Raw genomic sequence first — 14,446 nt, 5'->3', positions numbered from 1 at the left:
GCAAGCACCACCCCGCCGGTGTCGGCGCCAATGCCCCCTATGCGCCCCTGGAGTGCCCGGCGCGCCAGTGCTCGCGGTCGGCGAAGGCCGCGCGCAGGTCCGGTTCGCCGACCGCGCTGACGCCTCGTACGGCGACCGTGGTGAGGTACGTACGGTCGTCGCCGCCGACGGCACGCCGGGGCAGGGCGCCGAGCAGCCGCTGGCCTGCCGGGGAGGCCCAGCGCGAGTACGGGTGCACCTCGACGCGGGCGATGGCCAGGCAGCTCAGGGTCAGCGCGAGGGGGAGCGCGAACCAGAGGGCGATCAGATGGCGCGGTACGTCCGACGGGGCGGGCGTCAGCAGCGCGGTCGCGCCCAGCGCGAGGACGACGACCGCGGCGATCTGCACCTGGCGGACCGCGGCCGCGACCGTCGTGCGCGCCCCGTCGGGCACGGCGAGGCCGGCGCGGACGAGACGGTCGGCGAGACCGCGTACCGGGGCCGCGGTGGCGGCGGCGTCCCGGACCGGGGCGATACGGGACTGCCCCTGCGGCCCGATCGCCCCTATGACGGAGCGCTCGATCTCGTCCCGGCCCCGCGGATCGACGACCGTCGCCCAGCCCGTGTGCGCGAGCAGCAGCCGGCGCTGGCGGGCCATGGAGACGAGGGTGAGGTCGGCGACCCGGCGTGGGCCGCCGGACAGGAACGCCGCCTCGTAGAGCGTGAGGTCGTGTCCGTGACCCGCGTCCGCGTCGTCGGCCGCGGCGTGTACGGCGGCCAGGCACAACCGGGTGCACGCGGTTCCGGCGGCGGCCCAGGCCAGCAGCAGGAGAAGGACCCAGAACATGACGCTGTTCTATGCGAGATGGTCTGGACTGCGCCATGCCTTGTTCACAATCCGGACAAGTGTTTGCCAGTATGTGACGTTCCGCTTAGGGCTCGCGCGGTGCTGGGCTGGTGGCGGGCGGGGGGAGCGAGTAGCTCGGGGTCACCGGGACGGCCGGGGTGGGGGCCGTGGTGAAGGCGGGCGGGGCCGGGGAGTTGGTGAGCGGGGGTGTGCTGCCGGCGGCCATGTCCTGGGCCAGGGCGTCGAAGTCGACGTAGCCCGTGGCCTCCAGGATCTTGATGTGGTCCAGGACGGTGGTGTTGGCGTCGTCGGCGAGGGTGCGGACCAGGGAGTTGCGGGTGCTCGCCCGGACCTGGGCGACGACGGAGAAGACCTTCCCGTGCGCCAGACGCAGGATGTTGGCGAACTCACGGTCGTACTCGACGCCTTGGGCCGCGTTCAGAGTGGCGAGCCACCCCTTCTGCTGGTCGTTCGGCTCGTCGGGAAGCGCCAGGCCCAGCTGCGACGCGACGTCACGGACCCGCTCGTCCAGGAAGGTGTGCCCCTCGACGAGGTGCTGTCCGGCCGTCCGTACGGCCTGTGTCGTGCCCTTCTGCTGCGCCTGCTGGCCGGCGGGCAGCTCCCACAGCCCGGCCAGCCGGACCTTCGTGACGAACTCCCGGTCGAGAGCGGACAGCGGCCCGTACTGCGTCGACACGCTCTCGGCGTTGAGTACGTCGGCTGCGGTCCCCGACCGGTCGGCGTACGACCAGAGCGGAAAGATCAGCGCCACCAGGGTCGCTGTCAGACCGGTGATGATGAGCCCCGTGCCGCTGAGAATTCCTCGGCCTTGGACGGGGGGTCGCGGTCGCATGGTGCCTCCTGTCACGGCACCGCACGTTGGTGAGATTTCGAGTGCGGGATTGGCATGTTACTGCCCGGTCCGCACCAACTGCCGTACAGGAGCGAATGGTTGTATCCCGGACACCAGGGGCGAATGGTGAAGGGAGAGATGGTGGCCTATTGTGCCAAAAGGTGGCTAACCGAGCGTGTGGGAGATGTGTCGAAGCGCGGGTGTTAGTCCCGGCACACTCGGCCGCGGTGTTCGGCGCCGACGGCGGCCGGTCACCGTCGCAGCAGCACCCGCCGCGTCGCCCGTGCCAGCCGTACGGCGGGCCGGTGGGACCGCGGCCGTGTGCCCGACCGCTCCAGCCACCACTCCCGCAGCCCGGCCCGGGCGTGCGGGTCCTCCGGCAGGCCGGAGCCGAGGAGGTACCCGGCGAAGTCCAGTGCGTCCCGCCGGTAGCCGGCGCCCATCGGGTGCCCGTGGGCGTACCCGAGGAACGCCGCCCGGTACCCCGCTCCGAGAATCTCCGGCAGCTCGGGCGCGACCTTCGCCACGACGTCCGCCCGCTTCCCGGCGAGCGCCCGCGCCTGCACCCCGACCCGCACCCGGTCGAACCCCTCGGGCACGGGCGTCCCGGCGACGAGCGCGGAGAGCAGAGCGGTCTGGGCGAGGGCGAGGCGCTGACGGGCGGGGGCGGTGGCGGAGACGGCAGCAGCAGTGTCGAGGGGGGCGTCGGCAGTGGTGTCGGGGCCCGTCTTCGTGACCCGCCCCGCGGCGACTGTCACGGACTCCCCGCCGCCCTCCTCCGAGCTCCCCCCGGCCTGCTCGCGCCCCTTCTCCAGCGCGCCCCGGATCGCCGTCAGTTCCCCCTCCAGCTCGCTCGGCTCGGGGAAGTTCTCGTCCCGTTCCAGCAGGACCCCCGGCGGGGAGACCCGGGAGGAGAGGTCGGTGAGGATGTCGAGGACCGGGCGGGGGACCGGGTGGGCGTGGCTGTCGTGCCAGACGCCGTCGCGTTCGAAGCCGCCTGCCACGTGGACGTAGGCGATGGCCTCCAGAGGGAGGTCGGCGAGGGCCTCGGCGGGGTCCTCGCCGCGGTTGACGTGGTTGGTGTGGAGGTTCGCGACATCGATCAGCAGCCGTACGCCCGTGCGGTCGGCCAGCTCGTACAGGAACTGCCCCTCCGTCAGCTCCTCGCCCGGCCAGGAGATCAGCGCGGCGATGTTCTCGACGGCGAGCGGCACGGGCAGCGCGGCCTGGGCGATACGGACGTTCTCGCACAGCACGTCGAGCGCGTCGCGGGTGCGCGGCACCGGCAGCAGATGGCCCGCCTCCAGGCGTGGTGAGGCCGTCAGGGGCCCGCCCGCCCGGACGAACGCGATGTGCTCGGTGACCAGCGGCGAGCCCAGGGCCGTGGCGCGCTCGGCGAGGGCCGTCAGTCGGTCCTCGTCGGGCCGGTCGGCGCCGCCGAGCCCGAGGGAGACGCCGTGCGGGACGACGGTGACCCCGCGCTCGCGCAGCCGCAGCAGCGATTCGGGGAGGTGCCCGGGGCAGATGTTCTCCGCCACGGCCTCGACCCATTCGATCCCCGGCATGCGCTCCACGGCGTCCGCGATCTCCGGCCGCCATCCGATTCCCGTACCCAGTCGCTCCATCGTCCCCGTCCCCTCCTCCGGCCGACTCTCCGCTCCACCTGGATCCGCTGTGTCGTCCCCTTCGACGGCTCGTTGTTTCCGGCGTGACGGGGGTATGGCCCCGGTGTCCGGCCTCGAATCCCCCCGCCCGGTCGTTCAGAGGAACATTTGAGGTTCCGGCCACCCGTGCCAGGAGGTACGCAACGCGGCAGCGGCCCGTTCAAACGGGCGGTCCGCTCACCCCCACTCCGGTGACCGCCCCAGCAACCGGAGCGTCTCCTCCAGTGGCCCGGCGCCCGGCGGCACGTCCAGCGTCGCGGCGAACGCGAACCCCGGACCCCGGCCCGCCGGATCGGCCGGGACGAACCGGGCCACGGCCAGGGCCGCCGTCAGGACCTCGTCGGGCAGCTCAAGACCGACCCCCAGCGTGGCGGCCACATCCCAGGCGTGCACCACGTAGTCGATGAAGTGGAAGCCGATCGCGAGCCGCCCGGGGAACGGCCCGCCCAGCTCGGGAAGCGTGAACTCCCGCTCCACGGCGTCCGGTTCGGCGAACGCCCCGAGGAGGTCCGTCGCGGCAGCCCGGTGCACCTTGGCCGGCTCGCGCAGGTCCGTCGGCTCCGTCCAGTACGCCGGATCGCCGCCCGCACCCCGCGCCGCGGCCGCGAACCCGTGGTGCTGCGCGGCCATGTGCGCCACCAGCCGCCGCAGCGTCCACCCGGCGCAGGGGCTGCCCCGCTCCCAGTCCCGGTCCTGCGCGAGTTCCACCACCCGCAGGGCCTCGTGCACGGCGATCCGGTCGAGTTCCACGACGTCCATCGATGCTCCTAGGTGGTCAGGTCCAGGGCGTAGGCCCACAGAGGGGCAAGAGTAAAAGTAAACGAACGATCGTGCTACTTGTTTTCGACAGCCGATACCGAGTGGCGAGCGATCAACCTTCCCTGGCCTCAGCCCACTTGGGGCACCGATGCGACGTCCACCGCCACCGCCCGCAGCCGCGCCGCGATCCCCACCCGCGCCCGTCGGTAGGCGACGTTCTCCCCGTGCAGCACGGACAGCGCGTTCGCCGACTCCATGAGGGCGATCAGCTCGAAGGCGAGCTGCGCGGCATCGGTGCCGGCGCGCAGCTCACCCGCGGCCCGCGCCTCCTCGATGCGGCCCTCCACATGGGCGCCCCAGTCCCGCTGGGCCCGGACCAGCGCATCGTGCACGGCCCCCTCCCGGGCGTCGAACTCGGCCATCACGCCGTAGAAGAAGCAGCCGCCGGGAAAGACCCGCCCCTCCGAGTACGCCAGCCACGCCTCGCACAGCCGCCACACCCGTCCGATCCCCGCCGGGGCCTTCGCGGCGGGCTCCACGACCTCCGCGACGAACACCCGCGAGGCCTCCCGCACCGTGGCCAGCTGCAGCTCCTGCTTGGAGCCGAACAGGGCGAACACCCCGCTCTTGCTGAGCCGCAGATCGGTCGCGAGCCGTCCCACCGACAGCGCCTCGAGACCCTCCACGGAGGCGATCTCGACGGTACGGCGCAGCACCGACTGCCGGGTGCGGTTGCCCCGTTCGACCCTGCCGTCGAGCCGCGTCACCGCAGCGCCGGATGGTCGGCGACGACCGTGCACGAGCCCGGGGCGATCTCGGTGAACCCGGCGTCCCGCACCAACGGCAGCCCACTGCCGACGAGTTCACGCCACCGGTCCCGTCCGGGGGTCCGCACGGCGACCGGGAACCCGGCGTCCCGCCAACCGGCCCGCTCCTCCTCCGACAGCTCCCACCAGGCGAGTTGAGCCCCGTGCCCGGCCTGAGCCATCGCCTTCCCGGCCGACATGTCGACGTCCGGGCTCATCCACAGCACGGGAACACCCGGATCAGCGTCCACCGGCGGCTCGGGGTCGTCGAGGTCGGTGCCGGACACCTGGAGCTTGGCCAACTCCTTGGGCCACCCGTCCAACGGCACCGGCGGAAACACCCGCACCTCCGCGGACTTCCCGGTGACCGTGATCCCGGGCAGCGCCTCGGCCTTGCGCCACTCACCCCCACGGGCCCGCCGCACGACCTTCCGGATCCGCGCGTCCTGCCAGTCCCGCATGGCTTGGGCCCACTCACCGTCCCCGAGGGACCGCTCGTCACTCAGCACGACCAGAACAGCGCGAGCGGCGGTCTCAAGAGCATCGGTACGGGCAGGGGGAGCGGCGCGCTCGATCCGTACCACCAACGGCAGCACGTACTGCGGCGCCTGATCACGGGCAGTGGCTGAGTGCTGGAAAGGACTATCGCCGGGCGGCGTCGCATCAAGGCTCACACCAGCCAACCCTAAGGGGCGCGGGGCTGGGTCGATTTGCGGCTACCGCCGCGTGGGCGCGACCAGCCACGAACAACCGTTGGCCGCCACACGACATCATGACCACCATGGAACGCGATCTACAGCTGGACAACGTGGGCCGCCGCTACGGCCTGCGCGGACCCTGGGTCTTACGAGGCATCCACCTCACCCTCACCCCCGGCACCCTCACCCGCATAGAAGGCCCGAACGGCACGGGCAAATCCACGCTCCTCCGCGTACTCGCCCGCCTCGACGCTCCCTCGGAGGGCCGCATCAAAGGCCGCCCCCGCACCGCCTACGTCCCCGAACGCTTCCCCTCGGCCCTCCCTTTCACCGCCCTCGGCTACCTGACGCACCTGGCCACGATCCACGGCCTCACCCGAGCCTCGGCGGAGCGGGCCGCAGCCGACACCCTGGAGAGATTCGGCGCCACCCCCTATGCCCGCACCCCCATGGCCCAGCTCTCCAAGGGCAGCAGCCAGAAGGTCGCCGTCGCCCAGGCTCTCCTCGCCGAACCGGAGCTGCTCGTCCTGGACGAGGCATGGACCGGCCTCGACGCGGACGCCCGGGCGGAACTGGAGCGCGCGGTCGCCGAGCGCACCGCGGCGGGCGGGGCGGTGGTGTTCGTCGACCACGACCCGGGCCGGCTGGCGGGGGTGCCCGACGCGACGTACGCCGTGCACGGGGGCGGCCTCCACCGTCGTACGGCACAAGCCACCGCACCCACCGGCCCACAGGTGACCGTCGTGGCCCAGGGCCCGGCCGGCGGCCGGCTGCCCGCGGACGCGCTCCGGACCGCCACCACCGCCGAGGAGACGGAACCGGGCACCTACCGGCTCGCCGTCCCCGCGTCCCACTCGGACGTCCTGCTCCGTACCCTGCTGGCGGCCCGACCGCCGTGGCACGTGGTGAGCGTGAGCCACGAGACACAGGAAGGCGGCCGATGACCGCTCTGCTCCGCTACCAGGCCGCCCTGCTCGTACGCTCCCAGCGCTGGCTGCCGCCGTTCATCCTGTACGTCGCGTTCCTGGGCATCGGTGTGCAGAGCGGCCAGCCGATCCTCGACTCGCTCGGCTACGCGGCCGCCGCGCTGCTGCCCGTCGCCGCCTGGCTGGTGCGGATCTGTGTGTCCAACGAGCCGCCCGCGGCCCGCGCCTGTGTGTCCGCGGCGGTCGGACCCGCGCGGGCGCACCTCGCCTCCCTGCTGGTGGCGCTCGCCACCGCGGCGGCGCTCGGCACGGTGGCGACTCTCGTCGTGACGCTGATCAGCGATCCGGTGAGCGCCGACCACCAGACGCCGGTGCCACGGCTGCCTGCCGGCGCGGCCGGGCTGATCGCCACCCTCGCCTGCGCCCTGCTCGGCACGGCCGTCGGCGCGCTCACCACGTGGCCGCTGCTGCGCTCACCGGGACGGGCGGTCCCCACGATGCTGCTCGCGGCCCTGCTGACGATGGTGACGACCGGTTCCCCGGCCCAGGCGGCGGTCCAGGGCCTGGTCACCGGCTCCCGCGAGGGCACGGTCCCACTGCCGCTGCTGCCCCTGGCCGCGGCTGCCCTGCTCACCGCGGGCGCGACCGCCGTGGCCTGCGTGCTGACGTCCCGGAGATCACCCTGAGCAGGCGGTCCGCTGGGCCTCCTGCCACTCGCACACCGGGCACATCGTGATCCCCTTGTACGACTCCGGGTACTCCGTCGGCTTGCGGCACAGCACGCACTCCGCGTACGGCGGGCCGTCGGCGACGGGTGGCTTCGGCACGTCTCTGATGGTGCAGTAGTCGTCGCTCATGCCTCCAGCGTAGGGCGCTCAGCGCCGTCCACCCGTGGCCCCGATCAGCTCGGACACCTTCACGAAGCGGTACCCCTTCGCCCGCAGCTCCGGCACGATCGTCCGTACGGCCCGCTCGGTCGTCGGGGCGGCGCTGCGGGTGCAGTGCATGACGACCACGGAACCGGGCCGGACCCCGTCCAGCACCTGCCGGGCCACCGCGTCCGCGTCCGTCGCGAAGGCGTCCCCGCTGACCACGTCCCACTGCACGGCGGTGACACCGGCCGGAGTGAGCGCTTTGAGGGCCTCGCGGTCGTAGCAGCCGCCGGGGAAACGGAAGTAGGGTCGCGCGTCCGGGACGCCCGCCTTCCGGAAGGCGGCGTACGCGTGCTCGACATCGGCCCGCATGCGGTCCCGCGAGACCGTCGGCAGCCCGTAGCAGTCGCCGGTGAAGGCGTAGTGGCTGTACGAGTGGTTCGCCACCTCGAAGAGCGGGTCCCGTCCGATCGACCGCGCCTGGGTCGGGTACTCCTCGGCCCACCGCCCCGTCATGAACACGGTGGCCGGCACCTTCAGCGCCCGCAGTGCCGCGATGAGCCGCGGATTGTCGAAGCGCTCGCCGGCCGCCGCCCGGGGCCCCTGGGCCGCGGTCATGTCGGCGTCGAAGGTGAGCGCGACCGTCCTGGCGTGCGCGCGGGGGCCGTTCTTGAAAACGGGGGTGAGCCCGGCGGGGCCCGGGGCGAGGGTCGGGGGCCGGGAGGACACGGCGGGGGCGGAGGGGGCCGGACGGGCGGCGCGGGGTGCCTCGGGGGCGGCGGTGCAGGCGGTGAGCGCGGCGCCGAGTGCGCAGGCGGCCGCCACTTGTCGTACTCGAATGATCACCGAATGAACATAACGGGATGAATCGGGCACATCTCGGATTGCGGCCGCTCACGCGCCGCTCGCCTGCTCCGGTCGTGCCTCGATCATGCGCCGGGAGGCGGGGCCCGCCTCCCGGCACGGGGGCCCTACCTGCGCCAGGGCCCCGTCACCGCGAACGTCGTCCCGGGCGTGTAGCAGTTGACGTACATCGTGTCGCCGTCGGGGGAGAAGGTGACCCCCGCGAACTCGCCCCATTCCGGCGCCTCGGGGGTCCCGATGTTCTGCGCGTTTCGGGCCATCGCGTACACCTCGCCCCGGCGCGTGACGCCGTACACGTGCTGTGCGCCGTTGCCGTCCTCGCAGACCATCAGGCCACCGCTGGGGGCGAGGCAGATGTTGTCGGGGGACTCGCCGGGCAGCTGGACGTCGGTGTCCGGGCCGAAGACGATCACCAGGGTCAGACGGTGCGATGACGGGTCGTAGCGCCAGATCTGGCCGAAGTGGTCCGCGGCCGAGCCCTCCGCGCTGTGGGCGAAGGACGACACGAAGTACACGCACCGGCCGCCCCAGTAGCAGCCCTCCAGCTTCTGGGCGTGCGTGATGCCCTTCGGGCCGAAGTCCTGGAGGCGGATGGGGGTCTGGGCGGCCAGCGGGTCCGGTACGTCGACCCACTCGACGCCCTCGAAGCACGCGCCCGTCTCCTGGATCGAGGACAGGTCCGGTACTCCGGGCACGCGCATCGCCTGGAGCTTTCCGCCCGCGCGCAGCGAACCCAGACCGCCCAGCGGCTTGTTCGGCAGGAAGCGGTAGAAGAGGCCGAACGGCTTGAGGAAGGCGTCCTCGGTCTCGTAGACGATGCCCCGCTGGGGGTCGACGGCGATCGCCTCGTGCTGGAAGCGGCCCATCGCGGTCAGCGGGACCGCTCCGGAGCGGCGCGGGTCGGCGCCGTCGACCTCGAAGATGAAGCCGTGGTCCTTGGTGTAGCCGTTGGTGCCGGCCTTGTCCTCGGTCTCCTCGCAGGTCAGCCAGGTGCCCCAAGGGGTGGGCCCGCCCGCGCAGTTGACGGCGGTGCCGGCGATGGCGACCCGCTCGGACAGGACGTTGTTGCGGCCGTCGAGCGTCAGGGCCGTACAGCCGCCCTTGCCCATCGGGTCGTAGGTGAGGCCCTCGATCGTCGGGACGGGGATCCTGCCGGTGACGCGGTTCTCGTGGTTGCGGACCAGGTGTACGAGGCGAGCACCGCCGTGTCTGCCGGCGAACGCGGCCATGCCGTCGTGGTTGGAGGGGACCTGGCCCTCACCGGAGCGGAGCTGGTCGCCCTCACGGGAGAGCACCTTGTAGCGGAAACCTTCCGGCAGATCGAGCAGGCCGTTCGGGTCGGGGACGAGCGGGCCGTAGCCGGTGTGGCCGAGGTTCTGCGCGGCGGCGGTGCCCGTGAAGAGCTCGGAGAGGGCGCCGGTGAAGGCGATTCCCGCCCCCAAGGCGCCGGAGCGGGCGAGCACCTGACGTCGTGTTGCGGACATGGAGCAGCAACCTTCCTGCTGGCGGACAGGATGTGACGCCGCTGTGTCTATCACCTGGCGCGGGCTCGGGGAACCACGCGCGTAGAGGTGTCACCGGTCGGTGGGGTGCTCCTGGGCCCTCTCCAGGAAGCGCAGCAGCTCCACCGGGAAGGGGAGGACCAGGGTGGAGTTCTTCTCGGCGGCCACCGCCACCACCGTCTGGAGCAACCGCAGCTGGAGCGCGGCCGGCTGCTCGGACATCTCCTTCGCGGCCTCGGCGAGCTTCTTCGACGCCTGGAGTTCGGCGTCCGCGTTGATGATCCGGGCGCGGCGCTCGCGGTCGGCCTCCGCCTGCCGGGCCATGGAGCGCTTCATCGCGTCCGGCAGCGACACGTCCTTGATCTCCACCCGGTCCACCTGCACGCCCCAGCCGACGGCCGGGCTGTCGATCATCAGCTCCAGGCCCTCGTTGAGCTTCTCGCGGTTGGAGAGCAGGTCGTCCAGTTCGCTCTTGCCGATGATCGAGCGCAGGGACGTCTGCGCCATCTGGGAGACGGCGAACTTGTAGTCCTCGACCTTCACGAGCGCGTTCGCCGCGTCGATCACCCGGAAGTAGACGACCGCGTCCACCCGCACCGTCACGTTGTCCCGGGTGATGCCTTCCTGGGCCGGGACCGGCAGCGTGACGATCTGCATGTTGACCTTGTGCATCCGGTCCACGAACGGGACCACCATCGTGAACCCGGGCGCCCGCACGCCGTCCGCCAGCCGCCCGAGCCGGAAGACCACCCCGCGCTCGTACTGCTTGACGACCCGCGCCCCGGCGGCGACATAGACCACGCCGGCGGAACCGGCTGCCGCGGCCACGGTCAGGAGCTCCTGGAGCATGACGACCCCCTCACTGAGAGGCCTGTTTGTCCGCTCCTGCAACGATATGCCTGGTGCCTGGTCCGAGGCTACGGACCAGGCACCAGGGGTGGATCGCGTGCTGCGTCCTACTGCGCGGTGACCCGCACCGGCTCCGTCTGCGCGGTGACCCGCACCGGCTCCGTGCCGACCGCGCTGTGCCGCTCGGCCCAGTTCTCCAGCGCCGTGCGGCAGGCGTGGTCCAGGTGGTGCAGACCGGACAGGTCCAGCTCCACCGGGCGGTCCTGCGGCAGGGACTCCAGGCTGTCGAGGATCTTCGGCAGCCGCAGGAAGGTCGCGTTGCCCGACAGATGCGCCTGGACGGGTCCGGCGCCCTTGTCCACGACCTCCAGCTTCAGGTGCGAGGCCTCCCAGGCGGTCTTGGCGACGGCCAGCGCGAGGCCGATGAGGACGCCCTCGAACATGCTGACCGCGACGATCGCCACGGCCGTGATCACCAGGATCAGCGCCTCACCGCGGTGCTCGCGCCACAGCGACACGATCTCCCGGACGGGGATCAGCTTGGCTCCGGAGTAGACCAGGATGCCCGCGAGCGCCGGGATCGGGATGTAGGCGAGGGCACCCGGCAGCAGCGCCGCGAACAGCAGCAGCCATACGCCGTGCATGACCCGGGACGCCTTGGTCTTCGCGCCCGCCTGGACGTTCGCCGCACTGCGCACGATCACCGCGGTCATCGGCAGCGCGCCGAGCACACCGCACAGCGCGTTGCCCGTGCCCTGCGCGACCAGTTCCTTGTCGTAGGCGGTGCGCGGCCCGTCGTGCAGCCGGTCCACCGCCGCCGCGCTGAACAGCGACTCGGCGGACGCGATCAGGGTGAACGCGACGATCGTGGCGAGCACACCGATGTTCGCGAGCTCACCGAAGGCGGTGAAGGACGGTGGCTGGATGGAGCCCAGCAGCCCTTGCACCTCGACGGTCGCCACCGGCATGGAGAACGCCAGAGCGGCGAGCGTGGCCAGACCGACCGCGGCGAGCGGGCCGGGCACGGTGCGCACCTTCGCCGGCATGCGCTTCCACAGCACGAGGACGGCGATGGTGCCGACGCCGAGTCCGAGCGAGGCCAGCGCCCCGGTGTTCCCGACGGTGTCCGCGAGCGCGCCGGGCAGCCCGGCTATCTTCCCGAGGCCCGAGGCGGGCGCCTCGGCGTCGGCCATCGCGTACAGCTGTCCGGCGATCAGCACGAGGCCGATGCCGGCGAGCATGCCCTCGACGACGGAGACCGAGATGGCCCGGAACCAGCGGCCCAGCTTCAGGGTGCCCATGAGGATCTGGAGCACGCCCGTGGCCAGCACGATCACGCCGAGCACGGGCAGCCCGAACTCCTGGACCGCCTCGAAGACCAGCACGGTCATACCCGCCGCCGGTCCGGAGACCTGGAGGCTGCTGCCGCGCATGAGACCGGTGACGATGCCGCCCACGATGCCGGTGACAAGTCCGACCTCGGCCGGCACGCCGGAGGCGACGGCGACGCCCACGCACAGCGGGAGCGCGACCAGGAAGACGACCAGGGAGGCGGCGAAGTCCTGCCGCAGGTGAGGGTATTTGGTCATCATCGCGATCACAGCGCTTCGAACGTGTCGGTGTCCGCGCGGTGTTCCCGCACGGCGCCGGTGTGGACCTCGTAGTACCAGGCGCGGAGCGTGAGTTGACGGTCAGTCAACTTCTTTTCGATGAACGGGTAGGAGCGCAGCCGCAGCAGCTGCGTCAGGACGTGGCTCTGCACGCCCTCGGCGACGCACGGATCCTCGGGCGCTCCCGAGGGGCGCGGCGCGGCGTGCGCGAGCCAGTCGCGCACGGCGGGTACGGCGGTCAGGTCGTCGTCGCGCACCATGGCACCGACGGCGCCGCAGTGCGAGTGGCCGCAGACCACGATGTCGCTGACGCCGAGCACTTCTACGGCGTACTCGATGGTGGCCGCCTCGCTGGTGGGGTGCTCGGAGGTGTACGGCGGGACGATGTTGCCGGCGGTGCGCAGCTCGAAGAGCTCGCCGGGGCCTGCGCCCGTGATCAGGGCCGGGACGACCCTGGAGTCGGAGCAGGTGATGAACAGGACCTGAGGGGACTGGCCTTCTGCGAGTCTGGCGAACTCCTCAGGGCGCTGTCCGAACAGACGGGCGTTGTCGATGAGGGGCTGCATGTGGTGACTCCTCCTGGCGCGCCTGCAACGGCGCGTCGGACGTACATGACAGGTGGGGGGGTACTGCCGTTATCTGTGAGGCAGAGCTCTGGTCGAAGCCTCACTGGCTGTGTGCGCGGTCGCGAACGGTGCCGTGATAGCGAAGAGGGTGAGCGGGAGTGGACTCACGGCAGGGGTGGAGATCCCGATCCGTATCGGTTTGTCCCGCAACATGCGTCCCCCTCCCGGTAATTCACGGCTCACGTGCTTGCCAAGACATGGTCAATGCCTGGTCAAGAAACACGTTAACCCTGCAAAGTTGTTTGCAGGGTTAACTTAACGTTTCGAGCTGAAGAGAGCCTGAAAAGCGTAGGTCCGGTGGCGGGAACCAGCCCTTGACCTGCGAGAGTTCACCGTTTAGGCGGGCGTGACGAGCCCTTTGCCGTCGCGGGCCAGTGCGGTGAGCCGGGAGATGGCCCGGAAGTACTTCTTGCGGTACCCGCCGTTGAGCATCTCCTCGCTGAACAGCTGATCGAACGGCTGTCCGGATGCGAGGACCGGAACCTCACGGTCGTACAGCCGGTCCGCGAGGACGACGAGCCGCAGCGCGGTGGACTGGTCCGGAATCGGCTGTACGTCGGTGAGGCAGACCGCCTTCAGCCCATCGGTCAGCGCTCCGTACCGGCTGGGGTGGACGCGGGCGAGGTGCTCGAGGAGTTGCGGGAAGCCGTCGAGCGAGGAGCCCTCGGTGGCGTACGCCGCCTTGGTGACCTGTTCCTCGGAGTACGGGGCCGGTGCCGCGGGCAGACCGCGGTGGCGGTAGTCCTCGCCGTCGATGCGCAGTGGCCGGAAGTGGGCGCTGAGCCCCTGGATCTCGCGCAGGAAGTCGGCCGCGGCGAAGCGGCCCTCGCCGAGCTTGCCGGGGAGGGTGTTGGAGGTGGCGGCGAGGGCGACACCGGCGTCGACGAGCTTGCCGAGCAGGGTGGAGACGAGGACGGTGTCGCCCGGGTCGTCGAGCTCGAACTCGTCGATGCACAGGAGACGGTGGCCGGAGAGCGTCTGGACCGTCTTCTGGAAGCCCAGGGCGCCCACGAGGTTGGTCAGCTCGACGAAGGTGCCGAACGCCTTGAGCGAGGGCTCCGCCGGGGTGGCGTGCCAGAGGGAGGCGAGCAGATGGGTCTTGCCGACGCCGTAGCCGCCGTCGAGGTAGACGCCGCGGGGGCCGGCCGGCACCTTGGGCGCCTTGGCCTTCCCGAACCCGAAGAGCCCGCGTTTCCCGCCGCCGACGGCATGCGCCCCGCCGAGTCCGCCGGCGAAGCCTTCCAGCACCCGGACGGCCTCGAACTGGCTGGGCTGGTTCGGGTCCGGGATGTACGTGCCGAACCGCACCGAGTCGAACCGCGGCGGCGGCACCATCTCGGCGACGAGCCGGTCCGCGGGGACATGCGGCTCACGGGAACACAGGGACATCGGAGCCGCGTCTGCTATCGGGCTGATCCCGGAGGCGGCGGTGGAGGACGACACGGTTCCCCATGCTAAGCGCCGTGCCACACTGCACGACATGCGACGCCTGTTCCCTGTGACCGACCAGACAGCGACGAGGGCCTCCGGCGGTGGGCCCGGGGACGTGGGGGCGGGGGGTGCGGTCGAGAGCTCCGGGAGTGGTGGAGCC

Annotated in this window: 15 protein-coding genes; 2 read left to right on the top strand and 13 right to left on the bottom strand. The window is 71.8% G+C overall.

Annotation, left to right across the window (positions count from 1 at the left end; translation table 11 throughout):
* Positions 1 to 37: 37 nt before the first annotated feature.
* The 6 genes from QF037_RS12745 to QF037_RS12720 form a co-directional block, all read right to left on the bottom strand.
* The gene (locus tag QF037_RS12745; protein WP_307024694.1) at positions 38 to 826 is read right to left on the bottom strand and encodes a TIGR04222 domain-containing membrane protein; all 789 of its coding nucleotides are present in this window, start codon (positions 824 to 826) and stop codon (positions 38 to 40) included.
* Positions 827 to 911: 85 nt separating this feature from the next.
* A complete protein-coding gene (locus QF037_RS12740) occupies positions 912 to 1,679 on the bottom strand; it encodes a DUF4142 domain-containing protein (protein WP_307024693.1) in 768 nt (255 codons plus the stop codon).
* Positions 1,680 to 1,930: 251 nt separating this feature from the next.
* The gene (locus QF037_RS12735; protein ID WP_307024692.1) at positions 1,931 to 3,304 is read right to left on the bottom strand and encodes a DUF692 domain-containing protein; all 1,374 of its coding nucleotides are present in this window, start codon (positions 3,302 to 3,304) and stop codon (positions 1,931 to 1,933) included.
* A gap of 216 nt (positions 3,305 to 3,520) precedes the next feature.
* Complete coding sequence (locus QF037_RS12730; RefSeq protein WP_307024690.1) at positions 3,521 to 4,102, bottom strand: TIGR03086 family metal-binding protein; 582 nt, start codon at positions 4,100 to 4,102, stop codon at positions 3,521 to 3,523.
* A gap of 128 nt (positions 4,103 to 4,230) precedes the next feature.
* Entirely contained in the window at positions 4,231 to 4,869 is a 639-nt protein-coding gene (locus QF037_RS12725) for a TetR/AcrR family transcriptional regulator (RefSeq protein ID WP_307024688.1), read from the bottom strand.
* Positions 4,866 to 5,582 carry an aminoacyl-tRNA hydrolase gene (locus tag QF037_RS12720; protein ID WP_307024686.1) on the bottom strand — a complete coding sequence of 239 codons (717 nt, stop codon included), beginning with the start codon at positions 5,580 to 5,582 and terminating at the stop codon, positions 4,866 to 4,868. Before QF037_RS12720 ends, QF037_RS12725 begins: the two co-directional genes overlap by 4 nt.
* A gap of 107 nt (positions 5,583 to 5,689) precedes the next feature.
* On the opposite strand from QF037_RS12720, the gene QF037_RS12715 reads away from it, so the two are divergent.
* On the top strand, positions 5,690 to 6,550 hold the full coding sequence (locus QF037_RS12715; RefSeq protein ID WP_307024684.1) for an ABC transporter ATP-binding protein: 861 nt from the start codon (positions 5,690 to 5,692) through the stop codon (positions 6,548 to 6,550).
* Positions 6,547 to 7,218 carry an ABC transporter gene (locus tag QF037_RS12710; protein WP_307024682.1) on the top strand — a complete coding sequence of 224 codons (672 nt, stop codon included), beginning with the start codon at positions 6,547 to 6,549 and terminating at the stop codon, positions 7,216 to 7,218. Before QF037_RS12715 ends, QF037_RS12710 begins: the two co-directional genes overlap by 4 nt.
* Here the strand turns inward: QF037_RS12710 and QF037_RS12705 are convergent.
* From QF037_RS12705 to zapE, 7 genes are all read right to left on the bottom strand, one after another.
* Positions 7,210 to 7,389, bottom strand: coding sequence for a hypothetical protein (locus QF037_RS12705; protein ID WP_307024680.1), 180 nt, complete (start codon positions 7,387 to 7,389; stop codon positions 7,210 to 7,212). The two genes, QF037_RS12710 and QF037_RS12705, sit on opposite strands and share 9 nt — an antisense overlap.
* Before the next feature lie 18 nt (positions 7,390 to 7,407).
* Positions 7,408 to 8,250, bottom strand: a complete 843-nt coding sequence (locus QF037_RS12700) for a polysaccharide deacetylase family protein (RefSeq protein WP_307024678.1) — start codon at positions 8,248 to 8,250, stop codon at positions 7,408 to 7,410.
* 125 nt (positions 8,251 to 8,375) lie between these two features.
* Positions 8,376 to 9,752 (bottom strand): PhoX family protein, encoded by a 1,377-nt coding sequence (locus tag QF037_RS12695; protein WP_307024676.1) that lies wholly within the window; start codon positions 9,750 to 9,752, stop codon positions 8,376 to 8,378.
* 90 nt (positions 9,753 to 9,842) lie between these two features.
* Positions 9,843 to 10,619: a slipin family protein gene (locus tag QF037_RS12690; protein WP_307024674.1), complete on the bottom strand. Its 777-nt coding sequence runs from the start codon at positions 10,617 to 10,619 to the stop codon at positions 9,843 to 9,845.
* Positions 10,620 to 10,726: 107 nt separating this feature from the next.
* Positions 10,727 to 12,211, bottom strand: a complete 1,485-nt coding sequence (locus tag QF037_RS12685; RefSeq protein ID WP_307024672.1) for a SulP family inorganic anion transporter — start codon at positions 12,209 to 12,211, stop codon at positions 10,727 to 10,729.
* 5 nt (positions 12,212 to 12,216) lie between these two features.
* Positions 12,217 to 12,795, bottom strand: coding sequence for a carbonic anhydrase (locus QF037_RS12680; protein WP_307024670.1), 579 nt, complete (start codon positions 12,793 to 12,795; stop codon positions 12,217 to 12,219).
* A 396-nt stretch (positions 12,796 to 13,191) separates the two neighbouring features.
* Positions 13,192 to 14,298 (bottom strand): cell division protein ZapE, encoded by a 1,107-nt coding sequence (gene zapE / locus QF037_RS12675; protein ID WP_307024668.1) that lies wholly within the window; start codon positions 14,296 to 14,298, stop codon positions 13,192 to 13,194.
* Between the last annotated feature and the right edge of the window lie 148 nt (positions 14,299 to 14,446).

Source organism: Streptomyces canus, from assembly GCF_030815415.1.
GTDB classification, from domain to species: Bacteria; Actinomycetota; Actinomycetes; order Streptomycetales; family Streptomycetaceae; genus Streptomyces; species Streptomyces canus_F.
Note: the sequence above shows the minus strand (reverse complement) of the source record. Positions and strands in the feature narration are given on the sequence as shown.

Coding starts and splice junctions, on each gene's coding strand:
- QF037_RS12745 (WP_307024694.1), bottom strand. CDS start 826: ATGTTCTGGGTCCTTCTCCTGCTGCTGGCCTGGGCCGCCGCCGGAACC.
- QF037_RS12740 (WP_307024693.1), bottom strand. CDS start 1,679: ATGCGACCGCGACCCCCCGTCCAAGGCCGAGGAATTCTCAGCGGCACG.
- QF037_RS12735 (WP_307024692.1), bottom strand. CDS start 3,304: ATGGAGCGACTGGGTACGGGAATCGGATGGCGGCCGGAGATCGCGGAC.
- QF037_RS12730 (WP_307024690.1), bottom strand. CDS start 4,102: ATGGACGTCGTGGAACTCGACCGGATCGCCGTGCACGAGGCCCTGCGG.
- QF037_RS12715 (WP_307024684.1), top strand. CDS start 5,690: ATGGAACGCGATCTACAGCTGGACAACGTGGGCCGCCGCTACGGCCTG.
- QF037_RS12710 (WP_307024682.1), top strand. CDS start 6,547: ATGACCGCTCTGCTCCGCTACCAGGCCGCCCTGCTCGTACGCTCCCAG.
- QF037_RS12705 (WP_307024680.1), bottom strand. CDS start 7,389: ATGAGCGACGACTACTGCACCATCAGAGACGTGCCGAAGCCACCCGTC.
- QF037_RS12695 (WP_307024676.1), bottom strand. CDS start 9,752: ATGTCCGCAACACGACGTCAGGTGCTCGCCCGCTCCGGCGCCTTGGGG.
- QF037_RS12690 (WP_307024674.1), bottom strand. CDS start 10,619: ATGCTCCAGGAGCTCCTGACCGTGGCCGCGGCAGCCGGTTCCGCCGGC.
- QF037_RS12685 (WP_307024672.1), bottom strand. CDS start 12,211: ATGATGACCAAATACCCTCACCTGCGGCAGGACTTCGCCGCCTCCCTG.
- QF037_RS12680 (WP_307024670.1), bottom strand. CDS start 12,795: ATGCAGCCCCTCATCGACAACGCCCGTCTGTTCGGACAGCGCCCTGAG.